Source organism: Thiocapsa marina 5811 (genome assembly GCF_000223985.1).
In the GTDB taxonomy this organism is placed as follows: domain Bacteria; phylum Pseudomonadota; class Gammaproteobacteria; order Chromatiales; family Chromatiaceae; genus Thiocapsa; species Thiocapsa marina.
The window spans coordinates 26,624-44,084 of record NZ_AFWV01000004.1 but is presented as its reverse complement, the minus strand read 5'-3'; the positions used below and the strand labels follow the sequence as shown (position 1 = coordinate 44,084).

The window sequence follows — 17,461 nt, the reverse complement described above, 5'->3', positions numbered from 1 at the left end:
ATGTCGAACGCATCGCGCACGCCCTCAGGTCGGTAGGGGGATTGCATCGACCGATCGGCCGGTGAAGCAGGCCTCGGCAAGCGCAGGACCGATTCCGGTCTTTCGGTCGATACCTCGCCCGCGTTTCGGTTTAATCTGCGGAGGATTCATGGAAGCAGACCCGCACTAGACCCGTGCCTCATCACGCCCCGACAACCGAGCCGCCACCGACGTCCGGCATCGATTCGCTCATCGAGCGCTCGCTCCTGCTCGACCTGGAGACCGGGCCGGACGGCGCCATCCACAAGATCGGGGCGATCCGACAGGGGCGCGAATTCCGTCGCCAAGGGAGATTCGATCCGGCGCGTGCGCTCGATGACCTTACGCGGTTTGCCGGCGATGCGAGCTTCGTCGTCGGCCACAATCTGCTCGGGCACGACCTGCCGACACTGCGGGCCCGCGCGCCGAGCCTGGACCTGCTCGGGCGGCGCATCATCGATACCCTGTATCTGTCCCCCTTGGCCTTCCCGGCGAACCCCTATCACCGGCTGGTCAAGGACTACAAGCTGGTGCGCGACAGCGTCGCCGACCCGGTTCAGGACTGCCGCCTGGCCGAGCAGGTGCTGCGCGAGCAGTTCGACGAGCTGGCGCGGCGCTGCACCCACGGGATTGCCGACGAGCCCTCGCTCGCAAACCCAACCACCTCGCCGACCGGGCCGGAAGGCCAGACACGCGCCGCCGGGTGGACAAGCGTCGTAGGGTGGACAAGCGTCGTAGGGTGGACAAGCGTCGTAGGGTGGACAAGTGTCGTAGGGTGGACAAGTGAAGCGCAGTCCACCAGCGCCGGCGCGGACGTAGGTGGACTTCGCTCTCGCTCGTCCACCCTACCGGCCGTTGTTACGAACACGTCCACGGGCGGGGCCGGAAACGGCGAGCGCGACCTGATCCGGGTCTTCCAGTTCTGTTTCCGCGGCGCGACCCTGCTGGAGGCCAACGCCACCGGCGGCGACGGCCTAGCGGCGGTCTTTCGACTGCTCTCGGGCGAGCTGCCGAGCCTGTCGGAGGTGCGCGAGACCCTGCTCGCCCGCTGGCAGGGCCGTGCCTGCTCGAGCGTCGCGCCGCGCCTGATTCTGGATCATCTGGCGAATCCCGACCGTCGCCCGGTCCTCGCCTATGCCGCCGCCTGGCTTCAGGTGGCCGGCGGCAGCTCGGTGCTTCCGCCCTGGGTGCGGCATCGCTTCCCGGCGACGGTCACGCTGCTCAAGGCCCTGCGGGACACCCCCTGCGAGGACCCAAGCTGTGCCTGGTGCCGGGAGGTGAACGACCCGCGGGCGCAGCTCGCGCGCTGGTTCGGCTTCGACGCCTTCCGGGCCGAGCCGCAGGCGCAGGACGGCGGGAGCCTGCAGGAACGCGTCGTTCGCGACGGCATCGCGGATCGCTCGCTGCTCGCGATCCTGCCGACAGGCGGCGGCAAATCGCTGTGCTTTCAGTTGCCGGCCCTGGTGCGCGCACATCGACGCGGCACCCTGAGCGTCGTCATCTCGCCCTTGCAGGCCTTGATGAAGGATCAGGTCGACAACCTGGTGAAGAAGACGGGTGCAACCAGTGCGGCGGCCATCTACGGCCTCTTGACCCCGCCGGAACGCGGCGACGTGATGGAGCGAGTGCGCCTCGGCGACATCGCCCTGCTCTACATCTCGCCGGAGCAGCTGCGCAACCGCTCGGTGGCGGACATGCTGGCCAGCCGCGAGATCGGCTGCTGGATCTTCGACGAGGCCCACTGTCTGTCGAAATGGGGCCACGACTTCCGACCCGACTATCTCTATGCCGGGCGCTTCATCCGCACCCTGGCCGAGCGCCAAGGTGTGCCGGTCCCGCCCGTGGCCTGCTTCACGGCCACGGCCAAGCGGGACGTGAAGACCGAAATCCTGGCCTATTTCCGCGAAGAGCTGGGGCTGGATCTGGTCGATTACACGGGCGGGCTCGAGCGCGACAATCTCGAATTCGAGGTCCAAGTCGTCGGCAAGCACGAGAAGGACGCCCGGATCCACGCCATCCTGACCGAGCACCTCGGCCCTCCGAGATCCAGTGAGGATCCGGACCCGACCGGCGGCGCGGCGGTGGTCTACGCCTCGACGCGCAAAGGCACCGAGGTGCTGGCGGACCGCCTGAGGCGCGAAGGCTGGGCGGTCGAGGAATTCCACGCCGGTCTCGATGCAGCAGAGAAGAAGCGCATCCAGGAGGCCTTCGTCGCCGGCGAGCTGCAGGTCATCTGCGCCACCAATGCCTTCGGGATGGGCGTGGACAAGGAGGACGTGCGCCTGGTCGTGCATGCCGACATCCCGGGCTCGCTCGAGAGCTATATCCAGGAGGCCGGCCGAGCCGGTCGCGATCGCAAACCCGCGGCCTGCATCCTGCTCTACGACGAGCAGGACATCGAGCGGCAGTTTCGCATGGAGTCCTTCTCCGAGCTGTCGCGCCGCGACATCGCCGAGATCCTGCGCGGTGTGCGTCGGGCCAAGCGCGACCGCGAGGGCGTCGTGGTCGTCACCAGCGGCGAGCTGCTGCGCGACGAGGACCTCAGGCTGGGCTTCGATCCCGAGGCCACCGACGCCGACACCCGGGTGCGCATCGCCATCGCCTGGCTGGAGCGTGCCGGGCTGGTCGAGCGCAACGAGAACCGCACCTTCGTTTTCCAGGGCCGTCCCGCGGTGGCGAGCCTGGAGGATGCCGAGCGGACGATCCGCGGTCTGGGCCTCTCGGCCGCCCAGGGTCAACGCTGGCTGGCGATCCTTGAGGCGATGCTCAATACCGAGCCGGACGAGGCCTTCAGCGCCGATGACCTGGCTCGCCTGCCGGCCTTCGTCCGCGCAGCGTCCGGTCAGGCCGGTACGCCAGACCCGATCCCGCCCTGGGATCGCGGCGACACCCCGTCGCAGCGCGTCCTGCGCACCCTGCACGACATGGCCGGCGCCGGCCTCCTGCGTGACGGCCCGCAGCTCACCGCATTCGTCAGTCACAAGGTCAAGAATCACTCGGCCCTGATCCTCACGCGTGTCGCCCGTCTGGAGCGGGCCATGCTGGATGCCTTGCGCGAGCAGGAGCCGGACGCGCAGACCGGCGTCTGGCTGCCGCTCTCGCTGCGCCGTCTCAACCAACATCTGCTCGATCAGGGCCACGACGGCAACCCGGAGACCCTGCGCACCCTGCTCAAGGGCCTGACCCTGGACGGTCGCGGCCTGGCCGGCGCCCGCGGCAGCCTGGATCTGCGCCAGACCGACCGCGACCACTACCGCCTGCGTCTGCATCGCGATTGGCCGACCCTGCACCGCACCGCCGAGCGCCGCCGCGCCGTGGCCCAACGCATCCTCGAGACCCTCCTGGCCAAGCTGCCGGACGACGCCCCCGCCAACGGCGCGCTGCTGGTGGCCTTCGGCACCGACGAGCTCACCCGCGCGCTGCGCGGCGATCTGGCCCTGTCCGCCGAGCTGCGCGACCCGCTGGCGGCAGCCGAGCGCGGCCTGCTGTTCCTGCACGAGCACGGCGCCATCATCCTGCAAGGCGGATTCGCGGTGTTCCGCTCGGCCATGACATTGCGCCTGCTCCCGCAGGCGAAGGGACGACGCTACAGCGAGGCCCAGTATCAGCCGCTGGCCCAGCACTATCGCGAGCGGGTGTTCCAGATCCATGTCATGAACGAGTACGCCCGGCTTGGCGCGGAGAAGATCCGCCAGGCCCTGAATCTGGTCACAGGCTACTTCACGCTCGGCAAAGAGGCGTTCGTGAAACGCTGGCTCGCCGACCGCCGCGAGCAGCTCCTGCGCGCGACCACCGCGGAGTCCTTCCGCCGGATCGTCGATGATCTGGGCAACCCCGAGCAGATCGAGATCGTCGCCGCACCCGAGGACGGCAACCGTCTGGTGTTGGCCGGTCCGGGCTCGGGCAAGACCCGCGTCATCGTCCACCGTTGCGCCTATCTGCTGCGGGTTCTGCGGGTTCCGGCGCATCGCATCCTGGTTCTCTGCTTCAATCGCGGTGCTGCGCTCGAGCTGCGCCGCCGGCTCGCGGAGCTGGTCGGGGACGAGGCCCGCGGCGTCACGGTACAGACCTACCACGGCTTTGCGATGCGGCTGACGGGGCGCTCCTACGCCGAGCGCCTCGCTGCGGCCACCGATGCCGCGCCCGACTTCGACGGCCTCATCGCCGAGGCCGTGGACCTGCTGGAGGGCCGCGTGGACCTGCCCGGCATCGAGCCCGATACGGCGCGCGAACGCCTCCTCGCCGGTTATAGGCATATCCTGGTCGACGAGTATCAGGACATCGACGCGGATCAGTACCGATTGGTGGCGGCCATCGCCGGCCGGGCCCAAGACGAGGACAAGCTGACCCTGCTCGCGGTCGGGGACGACGACCAGAGCATCTACGCCTTCCGCGGCGCGAACGTGGATTGCATCCGCCGCTTCAAAGAGGACTACGCCGCCGAGCTGCATCACCTGGTCGAGAATTACCGCTCGACCGGCCACATCGTCGCCGCCGCGAACGCCTTGATCGCGCACAACCGCGAACGGATGAAGCGCGACCACCCGATCCGGGTCGATCGGCGTCGCGCCACCCGGGCCGCCGGCGGGCGTTGGCAGGACCTCGACGGCCATGCGAAGGGACGGGTGCTCCTTCTCGGCGTGGCCGATCCGCCGCGCCAGGCCGTCGCGGTGGTAGCACGCATCGAGGAGCTTCGGCGCCTCGGCGATCAAGACTGGTCGGACTTCGCCGTCCTCGCCCGCCGCCATGCCATCCTGGAGCCGGTCCGCGCGCTCTGCGAGCACCGAGGCATCCCGGTCTACTGGCCCGACGACCTACCTCCCCTGCACCGGGTCCGCGAGATCGACGCCTTCCTGAGCACCCTCGCGCAGCACGCACGCGAGCCGATGAGCGCTCGGGCGCTGTCGGAGTGGCTGACCGAGCGCCCGAGCCCCTGGCGCTCCGTGATGCAGCGCCTGATCGAGGATTGGCAGGCCGAGGCCGGCGCCACAGAGGTGCCCGCCGCCGAGATCGCCGAGTTTTGCTACGAGACGCTCGCCGAGCAGCGCCGCGAGCGCCGGCTCGGCGAGGGCCTGCTGCTGACCACCCTGCACGGCGCCAAGGGGTTGGAGTTTCCCCATGTCCTCATCGCCGACGGCGCATGGGATGCGCATCCGAAGAACGAGGAGGAGCGCCGCCTCTTCTATGTCGGCATGACGCGCGCGAAGGAGACCCTGACGCTGATGGCGATCGCCGGCACTCGCCACCCGTACCTTGCCGAGATCGAGGGCGATTGGCTGATCAAGGCCGAGCCGGCCGTGGAGCCACCGCCTGCCGAGGTCATCGGGCGCCGCTACACGCGCCTCTCGCCGGCAGACTTGGATCTCGGCTATGCCGGGCGGATGTCCCCGGATGCGGCGATCCACCGTCATCTCGCCGCACTCGAACCGGGCGACGAGCTGCGTTGGGAGCAGGTCGGCCAGGACCTGTTTCTGCTCGACCAAGCCGGCCATCGCATCGCCCGCCTGTCCAAACGTGCGGCGGCCCGTTGGCTCCCCGACCTCGATCGCATCGAGCGCATCCGCGTCCACGCGTTGATCCGCCGCGACAGCCGACAAAACCCGCCCGAGCATGCGCAGCATTGCCGCTCGGAGCGCTGGGAGGTGCCGCTGGTGGAGATCAGATGGCGCGGACCCTGAATGCGATGCGGGGCGTATGGGACCTGTAGGGTGGACGAGCGAGAGCGAAGTCCACCGAACCCTGCACCGACGCTGGTGGACTGCGCTGCGCTTGTCCACCCTACGGCGCTTATCCACCCTACCGAATCGACGCCTTGCGCCACAGACGCTGAAGCAGGGCACTCTGCCGCACGAAGGCGTCGGCGTCTTCTGCATGGACATGGAAGGCACGGACGACGGCATCCGGGTCTTCGTCCGCGGCGAGCGCGATCGCGTGGGCCAGGCCCGCATCGTCGAGGCCGCCGAGGTCCGGGCGGCGACGTCGCCAGCGCTCGAGGACCCGCCGGCGGGTGGGTTTGATCAGAGGGTCGGCCTGTCCATGTCGCCAGAGAAAGTCGCCGCTCGCGTCCAAATGTTCGAGTAGATCGCGCCGGTCACGACTCGGCACCGGCTGGAGCGGTCCGAGCCGTGCGCCCGCCGCCCAGGCCCAGGCGAGCAGACACAAGGCACCGGAGATCACCGCGTAGGGCGCGGCGGACCAGACCACGGCCCCCAACCAAGGCATCTCGCGGTCGTAGAGCAGCCAAACGGTGCCGCCGGGCTCGGGGGCGAGGAGGTACGCCATCAAGAGTGCATGGTCGTGCTCGCCGATCGCCGCGTTGGTCATAAAGCGATCCTCGGCGAGCACCGTGAGCGATCCGTCGCCGACGGGCAGCCGCACCAGACGCAGCCGATCGGCGGCGATGATCGCCATGTCCGGCTCGGCAACCGTCTCCAGGGCTCGCTCGGTCGAGAAGGCCGCGCGGAGCGGGCGCCCCGTACCCTCGACCGGGATCTCGGCGATCACCTCGGTGTGGTCATCGGCCGCGGACCGCTTCGCATCCTCGGTGCTCGGGCGCACCCCGTAACCGGCAGCGAGGTCGCCCTCCTCCGCGCCTGCCGTCTCGGGCGCGCTCGCCGTAACCACCAAACGCCCGCCGTCCGTCAGCCATTGGTCGAGTGCCCGACGGCGCTCGGGCGCGAGAGACCCCGTGTGGCGCACGACCAGCGTGTCGGTCGGGGGCGGGAGTCGACGCAGACGCTCGCGCCCGCTCTCGCTCGCCACCGGGATCTCCATGCGCGCCAGGAAGCGCTCCGCCGCGAGGAAGGGGTTGCGCCTGGCCTCTTCCGAGGGGCCGATCTCGATCTGGAGTGTCCTGCGCTCGAGCTGACTTAAGACCGCGCCGATCAGGGCAACAACGATCAGGATCAGCCCGACCACCACCAGCTTGAAGACGCGGCGCTCAGACGTCATGAGCAGACCTCGGTTCTCGGGTCGGTCCGGTCGGAAGGTCCCGAGCACGACACCAGTCATCGAGCAGCGCGATGAGCTCGGCGCCCGAAGGCGGCCGATGCGCGTAGGCAACCCGGCTCCAGTGCCCGGTCAAACGGGCCATGAGACCGACGCGCGGGGCCGGCAGGGTCTTCGCCGCCATTGCCAGGACATCGCCCTCGGTCGCACCCGCGGGGATCGCCACACCGCCCCGAGCCAGCTCGGCGAGGCTCGCGCGATACAACAAGGCGAGGGCCGCGCGGTGCTCGCCCTTGTCGGTCAAGCGACGAATCATCTCCGGGAGGTCCTCGGGAAGCGGCTCGGTGCCGAGATCCTCGAGCAGGCGCGGCGGCCTATCGCTCTCGCCTCGCGATCCGGGTCTCGAGCTGCGCGATCGAGACCGCGTCTGCGCCATCCCTTGAATGATCTTGAGCGCTAGCCAAACGAGCACGGCAAAGGCCAGAACAAGCAGAGACCACTTCAGAATCTCGGCGAGGGCCACCGCGAATCCGCCGAGATCGATCGACCAGGTCCAGCCTGCGACGGGCTCGGTCGGGTCGGGCTCGACCGGCAGCCAGAGTGTGATCTCTTGGGTGCCTCCGAAGTCCTCGTCCGCAAGGATCTCGCGGATGAGGACCTGCGCCTCGCCCGGATCGAGAGCGGCATCGACAGAGGCATCGAGAGCGGGGTCTTGCGGCGTGGACGCATCTGCGGAGGTGCTCGGAAAGGACAGGATCGCGACGGCCGAGAGAGCGCCCGAGGTCGGGCTCCGGGCTTCGCGGGCGGCCGCGTCCTGCTCGTCGCGCGCGCGGCGAAACGCAAGCTCCAGATCCCACGCCTCCAGCTCGGTGCGACGGGTCAGATAGAGACCGAAGCCGGCGCAGACATAGAAGGGCGCGATCACCGAAAAGGCGAGCAGATAGATCGCGGCGCTGATCCAATAGACCGGGGAGTCGGACTCGGTGACGGCGGCGGTCAGATCGAGACGGGGCAGCTCCTCGGGGACCAGGAAGACCAAACCAAGCAGCACGCCGCCCCAAAGGATGGCCTCGAAGTGATAGCAGACCAGGGTCAGCCAGGTCGGCGCGCCGATGCCGTCGCTCAAGACCGCGCGGCGGCGACGAGCCGGAGCACCGGTCAGACCCTCTAGAAGCGTGACCGGCATCAGAAAGGAGCGGCGCAGTCCGGGTCGGCGCCACAGGAGTAGAGGCAGGATATGTCGCGTCAAAGCGGCCCGAACGATGCCGACAAGCTCTGCGCGTTCCGGACGCTCGCGGAGCAGGGCACGGCCCGCCCAGGACTGCAGCGGCGCCTCGTACAACGGCTTGCACCACCAGACGGCGACCAGCCAAAGGTCCGGTCTTCCGCCGGTCAGCACCGCAAGGAGCGCAGCGATCGGCAGCGCGGTGACCCACCACAGGATCCAGAGCGACACGAACCACTCTCGCCCCAGCGCAAAGCCCAGATCGACCCCCTCCCAGGGGCGGCGCGGACGCAAACGCGCGCCGATGGCGTCAATGCGCATCGTCGCCCGCCCGTCCGGCCAGCGCGAGATAGACCGCGACCAGGACCCAACCGAGGACACCGACGCCGTATTTCAGCCCCGACGGCGCTGGCCCCGCCGACCAGAAGGCCTCGATCACCGCGGCAGAGACCAGCATCAGCGCTGCACCGCCGACGAGGATCACGGCATCGCGGGCATTCGCGCGCAGCGCGGCGAGCCGGGTGCGCTGCCCCGGCGCCAGGAGTGCCTGACCGAGCAGTAATCCGGCGGCCCCGCAAATCGCGATCGCCGTCAGCTCGAAGGGCCCGTGTCCGCTGACGAAGGGCCAGAAGGTCGTCCCGTAATCCAGGCGGGTCAGGTGCCCGGCGACGGCACCGATCGACAGCCCGTTCACGAGCAGGATGACCAGACTGCCGAGACCCAAGACGAGGCCGCCGGCAAAGGTGCGAAAACCGATCCCGACGTTGTTCATGACATAGAAGCCGAACATGGCCACGTCCGTATCGGCCAAGCGCTCGCTGCCGCGTCCCGGCGCGTGCCGAGTCGGGTCGTAGAGCGACTCGAGATCCGCAACCTGCTCGGCGTCGAGCAGGCTGTAGACCAGATCCGTATCCTGATGAACGGCGACCCCCATCCCGATCATCGGCAGAAAAAACAGCGCCGCGGCGATCCAGAAGACCGCCGAGTGGCGACGCAGGGTCCGGGGAAACTGCCTGGCCATGAAATCGAGCGTGGCCCGCAACGGGGCGGAGCCTCGCCGATAGAGTTGGCGGTGACCCCGCCGCACCAGCACCTCGAGATCTGCAATCAACCCGGGGCTGTAGCGCCGACTGCGCGCCAGCGCATAGTCGCTGCACAGACGGCGATGCAGCTGCGGAAAGGAGGCTAAGTCGGGGATATGCGCCCGCCGTCGGCGCGGATTCTCGAGTGCGTCGAGCATGACGCGGTACTCGGTCCAGATCGGCGATGCGGCGGACTCGAAGGCGTCCTGTTTCATCCGCGACCGTCCGGTACCCCGCGCGCAAGCCATGCGGCCCAGGCATTGACCTGCGCGACGGCACCCTCGCCTTGCCGACCGACGCCGTCCGCGAGGATCTCGGCGAGCTCGATCCGGCGCGCCTCGGACACGGTTTGACCGCGCTCGGCGAAGGCCAGGATCGCCTGTTGTGCCTCGACCGGCAGACCCGCCGGCGGGGGTTGCGGGGCGACCCGCGGGAGTGTCGGTTTCGGCGGCGGCGTATCGGCATAGACCACCAGGGTGCCCGCGGCCAGATCGCCGAGACGGCGGAAATCCTGATCCACCAGCATACTGACGAGTCCGACGCCGTAGAACACCGGGAGAAAGTCCACCACCCGCAGCAGATTGCGGATCAGGGACGCGGGCAAGCGCACGGGCGTCCCGTCGTCATGCACCACCATCAGGCCCATCAGGCGCTTTCCGGGCGTCGCTCCGCGACGGACCTCGAAGACCACGGGGTAGAGCCATTCGAGCCCGAAGACGGCGAGGAGGATCAGACCGGTGCCGAGGCCGGAAAAGGCCGCGAGCGGCAGCACGAGGAGCAGAAGCGCGAAGCGGATGAGGATATCCAGAAGGTAGGCGATGGCCCGCGGAGCCGGACCGGCCACTCGCAGCGCAAGATCCACGCCTTCCGGGGTCTCGTAGAGCCGAACGGTATCGATGGGTGTCGGCATGGTCCGTTCGGGACGCGGGCTCAGGGCGAGGCACCCGAAGGTCGGGCCCGGTCAGGCCGCGTCCGGCTCCCCTGCATAGAGCGCAAGAGGGAAGCACTCGGTAATGAGAATCACCGGACGCCTCTCGATGATGATGCGGTAGGTTCGACACACGGCGAGGCGACCCTCGGTGCTCACCTCGACACCGACGTCCAAGACCTCGCGATAGCTCTCCAGACCGCTGTCGCGAATCAGCACGCCGATGCCGATCTCGCGGTCGATGAGGCGCTGGCGGAAGCCGGACGGGATCAGCTCGGTTCGAATCAGCGAGAAGGCCTCGGCAAAACTGCGGCCCGAATCCGTGCCGCGCAACCGCGCATCGCGGATCAGACAGCGATCGCCGGGCACGACCTGGATCGCGGGAACGGACTCCTCGGCGGTCTCGAAACGCTGCTCGAGCGTGTCGACCGTGACGGGCTCCCAAAAATAGGCCTCCAGGATCTTGGTCACGGTTCCGTCCGTCACCAGGAGCGCGCGCAAAAAGGGCGGGAGCGTCATCAACGCCACCGGGTCCCCGGAAGGTGCGGCGATGACGCCGTCGCGGACGAACCCGTCGCAGCGGAAGGACGCCTGCGCGGATCGCGTCCCCTGGTCCTGAACTGAACGACCGTAGTAACGGCGCATCTGCATCTCCTTCGAGCCGGCAAGGACGGTCGGCAGACGGATCACCGCCGTGGTCGACCGAGCGCAATTCTGCCCCACGAGGGTGCATGGATCCAGCGCCGAGGTTCCGCGACGGGGCATATCGTTCAGCGAGCGTACACCCCCGGAGGTGTATCGACACGGTGCCGATGAAAAAAACTCGCCTACACGGTCGTTGCAGACTTGATACGTGGCTAAATTTGCCTCAATCTGTCTGTTGATCCGCGTCTGTCTTCAGCGTCTCACGTTCTTTGGAGTGGGGCAAAAGCAACAAATGCGAGATCAGCCGCCAGCCTCAAGCCAAGACGCTCCGGCTCTCCGGGGCGGGAAAAGGTCCGAGGCTCGGAAAAACCCGCGGTGATGTGTTATATACATAGGGCCTAGTGGCCAACTTCAGGAGATTTAAAACGATGACCAAGATTGTCAAGCTCGCTTCCCTGTCCGCTGTTGCCGTTCTCGGCGTTTCCCTGCTGGGCGGTTGCACCACCGACCAGACCGCTCGCGACATGGCTCAGCAGGCCATGGACACTGCCAACAGTGCCCAGGCTTGCTGCAACGCCAACACCGAGCGTCTTGACCGCATGTATCAGAAGATCATGGGCAAGTAAGACCCTTCCGAGGGACTGCGCCGGCTTCCCACGAGCTGTGGGATGCCGGTGTCCTCGCGCACGGCCCGCTCCACCGCCTCCCAGTCGATCGTCACACCCTCGCTATCCTTCGCCCAATGCGGGATCACCTCCCTCGCGCTCCGTCGCACGCTTTTCTCGCCGGTCTGGACCTCCAGGTACAGCTCGTCTCCACGCCATCCGACCTTGTAGGGCTGGTCGATGATGTTTACCGGCGTCGAGATATCGGTCAAACCATATAATTCCTCGATACCTTCGGGGTACATACGGATGCAGCCCCCGCTGACCTCCATCCCGAGCCCCCACGGCTGACTGGTCCCGTGGATCAGATAATCGGGACGGCTCAAACGCATGGCATACTTGCCCAACGGGTTGTCCGGGCCCGGCGGTACCACGGCCGGCAAGATGTCCCCGTAAGCCGCGTGGGCCGCACGAACGTTCGGCCCGGGCGTCCAGGTCGGATCCTTGCGCTTTTCGATCACGGTGAAGCTGCCTAGAGGTGTGCCCATGGCGTCCTTGCCGACGCTGATGGCGTAAATCCGAACTTCATTCGGATCGTTCGGCGGGAAGTAGTAGAGACGTTTTTCGGCGCGATTGATCACGATGCCTGTCCGCGGAGCATCCGGAAGCACGTAAAAGGCCGGAACCATGACAGGCGTGCCGTCGCCCGGCACCCAGATGTCGACATCGGGGTTGGCTTGACGCATGTCGTCGAAACCCAGCCCGTTCTGGCGCGCGACGTCCAGCAAGGTATCTTGGGCGCGCGCCTTGAAGTAGAAGGGGACCCCCACCACCGAGTCGTTCGGGTTCTCGAGGCGGAAGGTCTCGGCCCCGACGCCGTCGACGGCCCCGACGCCCAAGACAGACGCACAGACCGCGGTGGCGATCCAGGCGCGTTGACGTCGGCCAAGAACAAAATCGCTCATAGATTCTCTCGCTTCTATATCGGTTGAAATCGGATGAAGAAATTGTCTCGATTGTCTCACGTCCGCAACATCGGCGTCGCCGCCCACGTCGACGCGGGCAAGACCACGCTGACCGAGCGAATCCTCTTCTACACCGGCGCGTCCTACAAGATCGGCGAGGTCCACGACGGCGCCGCCCACATGGACTATATGGCCGAGGAGCAGCAGCACGGCATCACCATCACCTCCGCGGTCACCAAGGCGCCGTGGCGCGAGCACGTGCTGCAGGTGGTCGACACCCCCGGTCATGTCGACTTCACGATCGAGGTCGAGCGCGCCATGCGCGTCCTCGACGGCTGCATCCTGGTGCTCGACGGGGTGCGGGGCGTGGAGCCTCAGACCGAGACGGTCTGGCGTCAACGCACGCATTTCAATCTGCCGACCCTCTTCTTCGTCAACAAGATGGATCGCCCCGGGGCGGACTACCGGCGGGCGCTCGATGCAGTCAGGCGGCGCCTGAAGATCGAGCCGATCGCCATCACTTTTCCGATCCCGGACGAGAGCGCGGTCGTGGATTTGATCGAACGAAGGCGAATTGGTTTCCTCGGCGAGCAAGGAGATGCGCTCGTGACCGAGCCGTGCCCGGACGCGCTCTGGGACGCGGTCGCGGATCTTCGCGAGTCCCTGTATCTGGCCGCCGCGGAGATGGACGAGGATCTGGCCGAACGCGTGCTGGCCGGCGAGGAGCCAGCACCGGACGCCCTGCGCGCGGCAATCCGTCGCGGCGCGCTGGCGGGCCGCTTCTGTCCTTGCTACGGCGGGAGCGCGCTGCGGAATCTCGGCGTTCAGCCGCTGCTCGACGGGGTAGTCGATTTCCTTCCCGCGCCGCTCGACCGACCGTCGGCTCACGCCGTGCAGCCGGACGGGACCGACATCGAGATCCTGATGGGCACCGAAGGCCCTCTGGCGGCCCTCGCCTTCAAGGTCCAACTCTGGGACGGGCGCCGCCATGTCTTTGCGCGGATCTATCGGGGGACCTTGTCGCCGGGCGACACGGTGGAGGTGCCGACCCCCGGCGGCAGTGCTCGGCGCGAGCAGGTCGCACGGCTCTTCGACGTGGACGCCGGAAAGAAGACCCGCATCGATCGCGCCGAGGCGGGCGAGATCGTCCTCCTCGCCGGGCTGCGCCACGCCTCGACCGGCGATACCCTGTGCGCCCCCGGTCACCTGCTCAGCCTCGAACGGATCGAGGCGCGCGCCCCCGTGCTCGGGCTGGCGATCGAGCCCGCCGCGGGCACGGATGAAGAGAAGCTGCTCGAGGTTCTGGACAAGGTCCAGCAGGAAGACCCGACACTGCGCGTCGAAGAGGATCCCGAGACCGGCCAACGCCTGCTGCGCGGCATGGGGGAGCTTCACCTTCAGATCGTGCTCGAGCGCATCGAGCGCGAGTTCGGCGTGCGGATCCGCAGCGGCCGACCCGCCGTCGCCGTTCGCGAGACCATCCGCCGGCCGGCAACGGCGGATGCGGTCTTCGCGCCGCCGCCCACACCCGATCCGCGCCAGCAGGATCTCATGGCGCGCGTCGCACTCGCGATCGAGCCGCTCCCGCGCGGGAGCGGCGACCGGCTCGAATGGGCCGCGCACGTCATCCCCGTAGGGGTCGAGCCGAGCACGGCGCAACGCGAGGCGATCGAGCAGTCGCTGAGATCGACCTTGGCGGCCGGACCCGTGCTCGGCGCCCAGGTCCAAGACATCCGGGTGCGGATCGTCGAGGTCGAGCTTTTCGGCGCGGCCTCGACCCCGGAGGCGCTCGGCGCGGCGGCATCCAAGGCCCTGCGCCAAGCGCTCGAACGCGCCGAGCCGGTCACGATGCATCCGATCATGCGTGTCGAGGTCGTCATCCCGGAACCGAACCTCGGCACGGTCTTGGGCGACCTACAGGCGCGACGGGCCCTGATTCAGGGTACCGAGTCCGTCGGCGAGGACATCGCGATCCGTGCCGAGGCCTCGCTGGAACCCCTGCTCGGCTATGCCACCGCGCTGCGCAGCCTCACTCAAGGCCGGGGGCAGTTCAGTATGGAGTTCGACCGGTTCGATCTCTAAACCGCGCTCGACACGACACGCGATGTTGCGGGGTCGCTGCGGCCTTGGCGGTCGCACGCGGACGTGGCGGGGCGCGGTTTAGGAGAAGAAAGCGAAAGAGGGTCTTGTCGATCGGACGCTGCGGCCGGGTTAAACCGTGTCCCGAGTAAGATGCTCGTTTTCGACTCAGCTCGACGTTTAGTGCATCCACGGCCCTTAGCGGGCGCGCTGCTTAAAATAATTTATTTTTTAATGGCTTAAACCGCGCCGGCACCAATGGTGGTCAAGTCTGCCGGGGCCGATCCCATCCAAAAACACCGCAGACCCCTTCGGGCGCGGTTTAAGTCGTGACGGACTCAGCCCTTGAGGCTGCGCGGGCGGGTGATCGAGATCAGCTGAGCGCTGCCGCACGGCAGCGCACTCCAATCGTCGGGCATCTCCAGTCGGGCGACGGTGCCCGTCGGGAGGAGTTTGCCGTCGTCCGGGATCTCCAGATCCTCGCCGACCAGGTGCATCAGGAGCTGCTCGAGACCCGGATTATGGCCGATCAAGAGGACGGTCGCCGCCTCGGGCGAACAGCGCCCGAGGACGGACAAGAGCTTCGGAACCTCGGCCTCGTAGATGTCGGCATCCCAGAGGATCTGCTTTTTCTTGATGTCGAGGCACTTGCAGACCTTCGAGGCGGTCTGTTTGGCGCGCTCGGCCGGGGAGCTCACGACCAGATCCGGGACCAAACCCTCGCGATACAGCCAGGCTCCGACCTTGGGGGCATCGCTCTTGCCGCGTTTCGCCAAGGGACGCTCGAAATCGCTCGTTGCGACCGAGTCCCAGTCGGACTTGGCGTGTCGCAGGATGAGGAGCTCTCTAGGCATGGAGAAGAAGGGATCGGCGTAACTCAAGCAGAGGTCGAACAAATCTTGGACGTCGTATCGGGTCTTTTAACATATCCGTCATTTTCAGGGAAATGAGGATTCCCCGCATCGCGTACGTCGCCTCCTCAACGCACCGCAGCCAGCAGCCGATCCATCATCCCTTTGGCCTGTGCGAGATAGCCGCCGCCGAAGAGATTGAGGTGATTCAGGATATGGTAAAGATTGTAGAGGATCCTGCGCGTGTCGTACTCGGGCGGCATCGGCCAAGCCTCCCGATAGGCCGCGTAGAAGTCGGAGCCGAAGCCGCCGAAGAGCTCGGTCATGGCCAGGTCGGTCTCCCGATCGCCGTAATAGACCGCTGGATCGAAGATGACCGGCTCGCCCTCGCGGGTTGCACCGATGTTGCCGCCCCAGAGATCACCGTGCACTAGAGACGGCGCGGGGCGGTGGCCGATCAGATGGTCGAGAACCGACATCAAGCGCTCGCCCGAGCCCGACAAGGCGCGGCCGTGGCCGTTGCGTGCCGCCAGATCCAGCTGGAATCCGAGCCGATGCACACGCCAGAACTCGACCCAGTCGAAGGTTTGCGTGTTGTGCTGCGGGGTCGAGCCGATGGTGTTGTCGCGATGCCAGCCGAAATCGGGCGCGGTGCATCGATGCAGCTGCGCGAGTCGGCGGCCCGCCTCCGCGCCGTCCAAACGCCCGGCGAGATCGAGATGCTCGATGGCCAGATAGCTTTGGTTGCCCGCTACGCCGGTGCAGACGGGTTCCGGCACCCGAATCGCATTCGCCGCCCCAAGCGCAGCGAGGCCCGCGGACTCCGCCTCGAACATCTCCAAGCGGTCGGCACTGTTGAGCTTGACGAAATAGGCCCGCGCACCGTCGGCGAGGACGACTGCGCGATTGATGCAGCCGCCGCCGACCGACTGCTCTCGCCGGATACGGAAAGGCCTTCCGGTCGCATGCGCGATATGGCGTGCGATCGTTTCGCGATCATTCATCCGGATCGATGTCCCCGCCATACGGCAGGCTCACGCGGCGGGCTCACGCAGCCGTGTCGTTCATCGGGGTCTCGTCGACAGCCCGAGCGATACGCCGATGCAGGGGACTCGAGCGCGGAAAGTGGGCGCGCAGGAAGGCCATCTGATCCGCCAAGACGTGGCGCCCCATCAGGAAGATGTACTCGGCATGCGTCGGCGTGAAGGGTACCGCCAACAACTCCATGCCGGCCGCCTCGGGCGTTCGCCCTGCCTTGAAGTTGTTGCACCGTACGCAGGCGGTCACGACGTTGTTCCAGACATCCTTGCCGCCGCGACTGGTGGGGCGCACGTGATCGCGCGACAGATGACGCCCCGAGAAGCGACTGCCGCAATACATGCACATATGGTCGTCGCGATGAAAGAGGGTGCGGTTCGACAGGGGCGGTGCATAATCGTCCTGAAGCTTGTTCAGGGCGTGATGCGTCCCGTAGGTCGCGATGATGGAGTGGATCGCCAAGCGACTCTGTCGGTGAGTGCTGGAATTGATACCGCCGCGCAGCTCGAACAAGGCATCCCCGCAGGCATAGGCCACCTGCCCGAGGAAATACAGCCGAGCGGCAACCCGGTAGTCTATCCATTCCATCGGCATACCCGCCAAATCCGTTCGCAGTACCTGCTGAGTCAGTGACAACATAGCGGCGTTACGGCTCGGAATTTGCGAGCATGATACACAGTTGACCTTCGCGCGCAAGCCGTCGCCGTCATGCGGTTATGCGATCGACCCTCTGCAAGACCGCGCCTTAACCCACTGATCATTCACAGCCGCCGTCCGGATCCGCAAAGGCGCTCGGCGTAGATTCGTGGCCCCCGGACGAGACACCATGGCAATAATCAACTTACTGATTAAAAACATGTTTACACATTGGCTAAAAAGTTTCCAAACGAACAGAACCGTAACAATGACGCGTGCTCGCGTCGGCTTTACACCCGTCATCCCCAGACTTATCCACAGAAACTGTGAATTGCTCGGGTTTCATGTTCCACGACAAGTGATTGCCGGCGTTTTCTAGCCAAGCATGGACGTCCCGCGTCTAATCTGAAGACAGCCGCCTCGGAACCCTTCTCGGAAAAC

At 66.9% G+C, this 17,461-nt stretch carries 12 protein-coding genes; 3 read left to right on the top strand and 9 right to left on the bottom strand.

Annotated features, from left to right (window positions below):
• The first annotated feature begins 173 nt into the window (after positions 1–173).
• Positions 174–5,696 (top strand): RecQ family ATP-dependent DNA helicase, encoded by a 5,523-nt coding sequence (locus THIMADRAFT_RS06460; protein ID WP_007192181.1) that lies wholly within the window; start codon positions 174–176, stop codon positions 5,694–5,696.
• 118 nt (positions 5,697–5,814) lie between these two features.
• On the opposite strand, the gene THIMADRAFT_RS06455 is transcribed toward THIMADRAFT_RS06460, so the two are convergent.
• From THIMADRAFT_RS06455 to THIMADRAFT_RS06435, 5 genes are read right to left on the bottom strand one after another with little or no spacing between them, the layout of a single operon-like run.
• On the bottom strand, positions 5,815–6,969 hold the full coding sequence (locus THIMADRAFT_RS06455; protein ID WP_007192180.1) for a DUF4350 domain-containing protein: 1,155 nt from the start codon (positions 6,967–6,969) through the stop codon (positions 5,815–5,817).
• Entirely contained in the window at positions 6,959–8,512 is a 1,554-nt protein-coding gene (locus THIMADRAFT_RS06450) for a DUF4129 domain-containing protein (RefSeq protein WP_007192179.1), read from the bottom strand. The genes THIMADRAFT_RS06455 and THIMADRAFT_RS06450 overlap by 11 nt, the downstream gene beginning before the upstream one ends.
• The gene (locus THIMADRAFT_RS06445; protein ID WP_007192178.1) at positions 8,502–9,488 is read right to left on the bottom strand and encodes a stage II sporulation protein M; all 987 of its coding nucleotides are present in this window, start codon (positions 9,486–9,488) and stop codon (positions 8,502–8,504) included. Before THIMADRAFT_RS06445 ends, THIMADRAFT_RS06450 begins: the two co-directional genes overlap by 11 nt.
• Complete coding sequence (locus THIMADRAFT_RS06440) at positions 9,485–10,183, bottom strand: RDD family protein (RefSeq protein ID WP_007192177.1); 699 nt, start codon at positions 10,181–10,183, stop codon at positions 9,485–9,487. The genes THIMADRAFT_RS06445 and THIMADRAFT_RS06440 overlap by 4 nt, the downstream gene beginning before the upstream one ends.
• A 51-nt stretch (positions 10,184–10,234) precedes the next feature.
• Positions 10,235–10,846: a chorismate--pyruvate lyase family protein gene (locus tag THIMADRAFT_RS06435; RefSeq protein WP_007192176.1), complete on the bottom strand. Its 612-nt coding sequence runs from the start codon at positions 10,844–10,846 to the stop codon at positions 10,235–10,237.
• A gap of 428 nt (positions 10,847–11,274) precedes the next feature.
• Between THIMADRAFT_RS06435 and THIMADRAFT_RS06430 the strand changes: the two genes are divergently transcribed.
• Positions 11,275–11,472, top strand: coding sequence for an alanine-zipper protein (locus THIMADRAFT_RS06430; RefSeq protein WP_007192175.1), 198 nt, complete (start codon positions 11,275–11,277; stop codon positions 11,470–11,472).
• On the opposite strand, the gene THIMADRAFT_RS06425 is transcribed toward THIMADRAFT_RS06430, so the two are convergent.
• On the bottom strand, positions 11,451–12,416 hold the full coding sequence (locus THIMADRAFT_RS06425) for a L,D-transpeptidase family protein (protein WP_007192174.1): 966 nt from the start codon (positions 12,414–12,416) through the stop codon (positions 11,451–11,453). The two genes, THIMADRAFT_RS06430 and THIMADRAFT_RS06425, sit on opposite strands and share 22 nt — an antisense overlap.
• A gap of 33 nt (positions 12,417–12,449) precedes the next feature.
• Between THIMADRAFT_RS06425 and THIMADRAFT_RS06420 the strand changes: the two genes are divergently transcribed.
• Positions 12,450–14,498 (top strand): elongation factor G, encoded by a 2,049-nt coding sequence (locus THIMADRAFT_RS06420; RefSeq protein WP_007192173.1) that lies wholly within the window; start codon positions 12,450–12,452, stop codon positions 14,496–14,498.
• Between the two features lie 335 nt (positions 14,499–14,833).
• Here THIMADRAFT_RS06420 and THIMADRAFT_RS06415 read toward each other — a convergent pair whose 3' ends face one another.
• The 3 genes from THIMADRAFT_RS06415 to THIMADRAFT_RS06405 form a co-directional block, all read right to left on the bottom strand.
• The gene (locus THIMADRAFT_RS06415; RefSeq protein WP_040730201.1) at positions 14,834–15,349 is read right to left on the bottom strand and encodes a SixA phosphatase family protein; all 516 of its coding nucleotides are present in this window, start codon (positions 15,347–15,349) and stop codon (positions 14,834–14,836) included.
• A gap of 125 nt (positions 15,350–15,474) precedes the next feature.
• Entirely contained in the window at positions 15,475–16,350 is an 876-nt protein-coding gene (locus tag THIMADRAFT_RS06410) for a fructosamine kinase family protein (protein WP_040730101.1), read from the bottom strand.
• Positions 16,351–16,393: 43 nt separating this feature from the next.
• Complete coding sequence (locus tag THIMADRAFT_RS06405; protein WP_007192170.1) at positions 16,394–17,023, bottom strand: HNH endonuclease; 630 nt, start codon at positions 17,021–17,023, stop codon at positions 16,394–16,396.
• Between the last annotated feature and the right edge of the window lie 438 nt (positions 17,024–17,461).

Bases quoted from the DNA above. Each gene is read 5' to 3' on its own strand.
- THIMADRAFT_RS06410 (WP_040730101.1), bottom strand. From the start codon at position 16,350: ATGAATGATCGCGAAACGATCGCACGCCATATCGCGCATGCGACCGGA.
- THIMADRAFT_RS06420 (WP_007192173.1), top strand. From the start codon at position 12,450: ATGAAGAAATTGTCTCGATTGTCTCACGTCCGCAACATCGGCGTCGCC.
- THIMADRAFT_RS06405 (WP_007192170.1), bottom strand. From the start codon at position 17,023: ATGTTGTCACTGACTCAGCAGGTACTGCGAACGGATTTGGCGGGTATG.
- THIMADRAFT_RS06430 (WP_007192175.1), top strand. From the start codon at position 11,275: ATGACCAAGATTGTCAAGCTCGCTTCCCTGTCCGCTGTTGCCGTTCTC.
- THIMADRAFT_RS06450 (WP_007192179.1), bottom strand. From the start codon at position 8,512: ATGCGCATTGACGCCATCGGCGCGCGTTTGCGTCCGCGCCGCCCCTGG.
- THIMADRAFT_RS06415 (WP_040730201.1), bottom strand. From the start codon at position 15,349: ATGCCTAGAGAGCTCCTCATCCTGCGACACGCCAAGTCCGACTGGGAC.
- THIMADRAFT_RS06445 (WP_007192178.1), bottom strand. From the start codon at position 9,488: ATGAAACAGGACGCCTTCGAGTCCGCCGCATCGCCGATCTGGACCGAG.
- THIMADRAFT_RS06440 (WP_007192177.1), bottom strand. From the start codon at position 10,183: ATGCCGACACCCATCGATACCGTTCGGCTCTACGAGACCCCGGAAGGC.
- THIMADRAFT_RS06435 (WP_007192176.1), bottom strand. From the start codon at position 10,846: ATGCGCCGTTACTACGGTCGTTCAGTTCAGGACCAGGGGACGCGATCC.
- THIMADRAFT_RS06425 (WP_007192174.1), bottom strand. From the start codon at position 12,416: ATGAGCGATTTTGTTCTTGGCCGACGTCAACGCGCCTGGATCGCCACC.
- THIMADRAFT_RS06455 (WP_007192180.1), bottom strand. From the start codon at position 6,969: ATGACGTCTGAGCGCCGCGTCTTCAAGCTGGTGGTGGTCGGGCTGATC.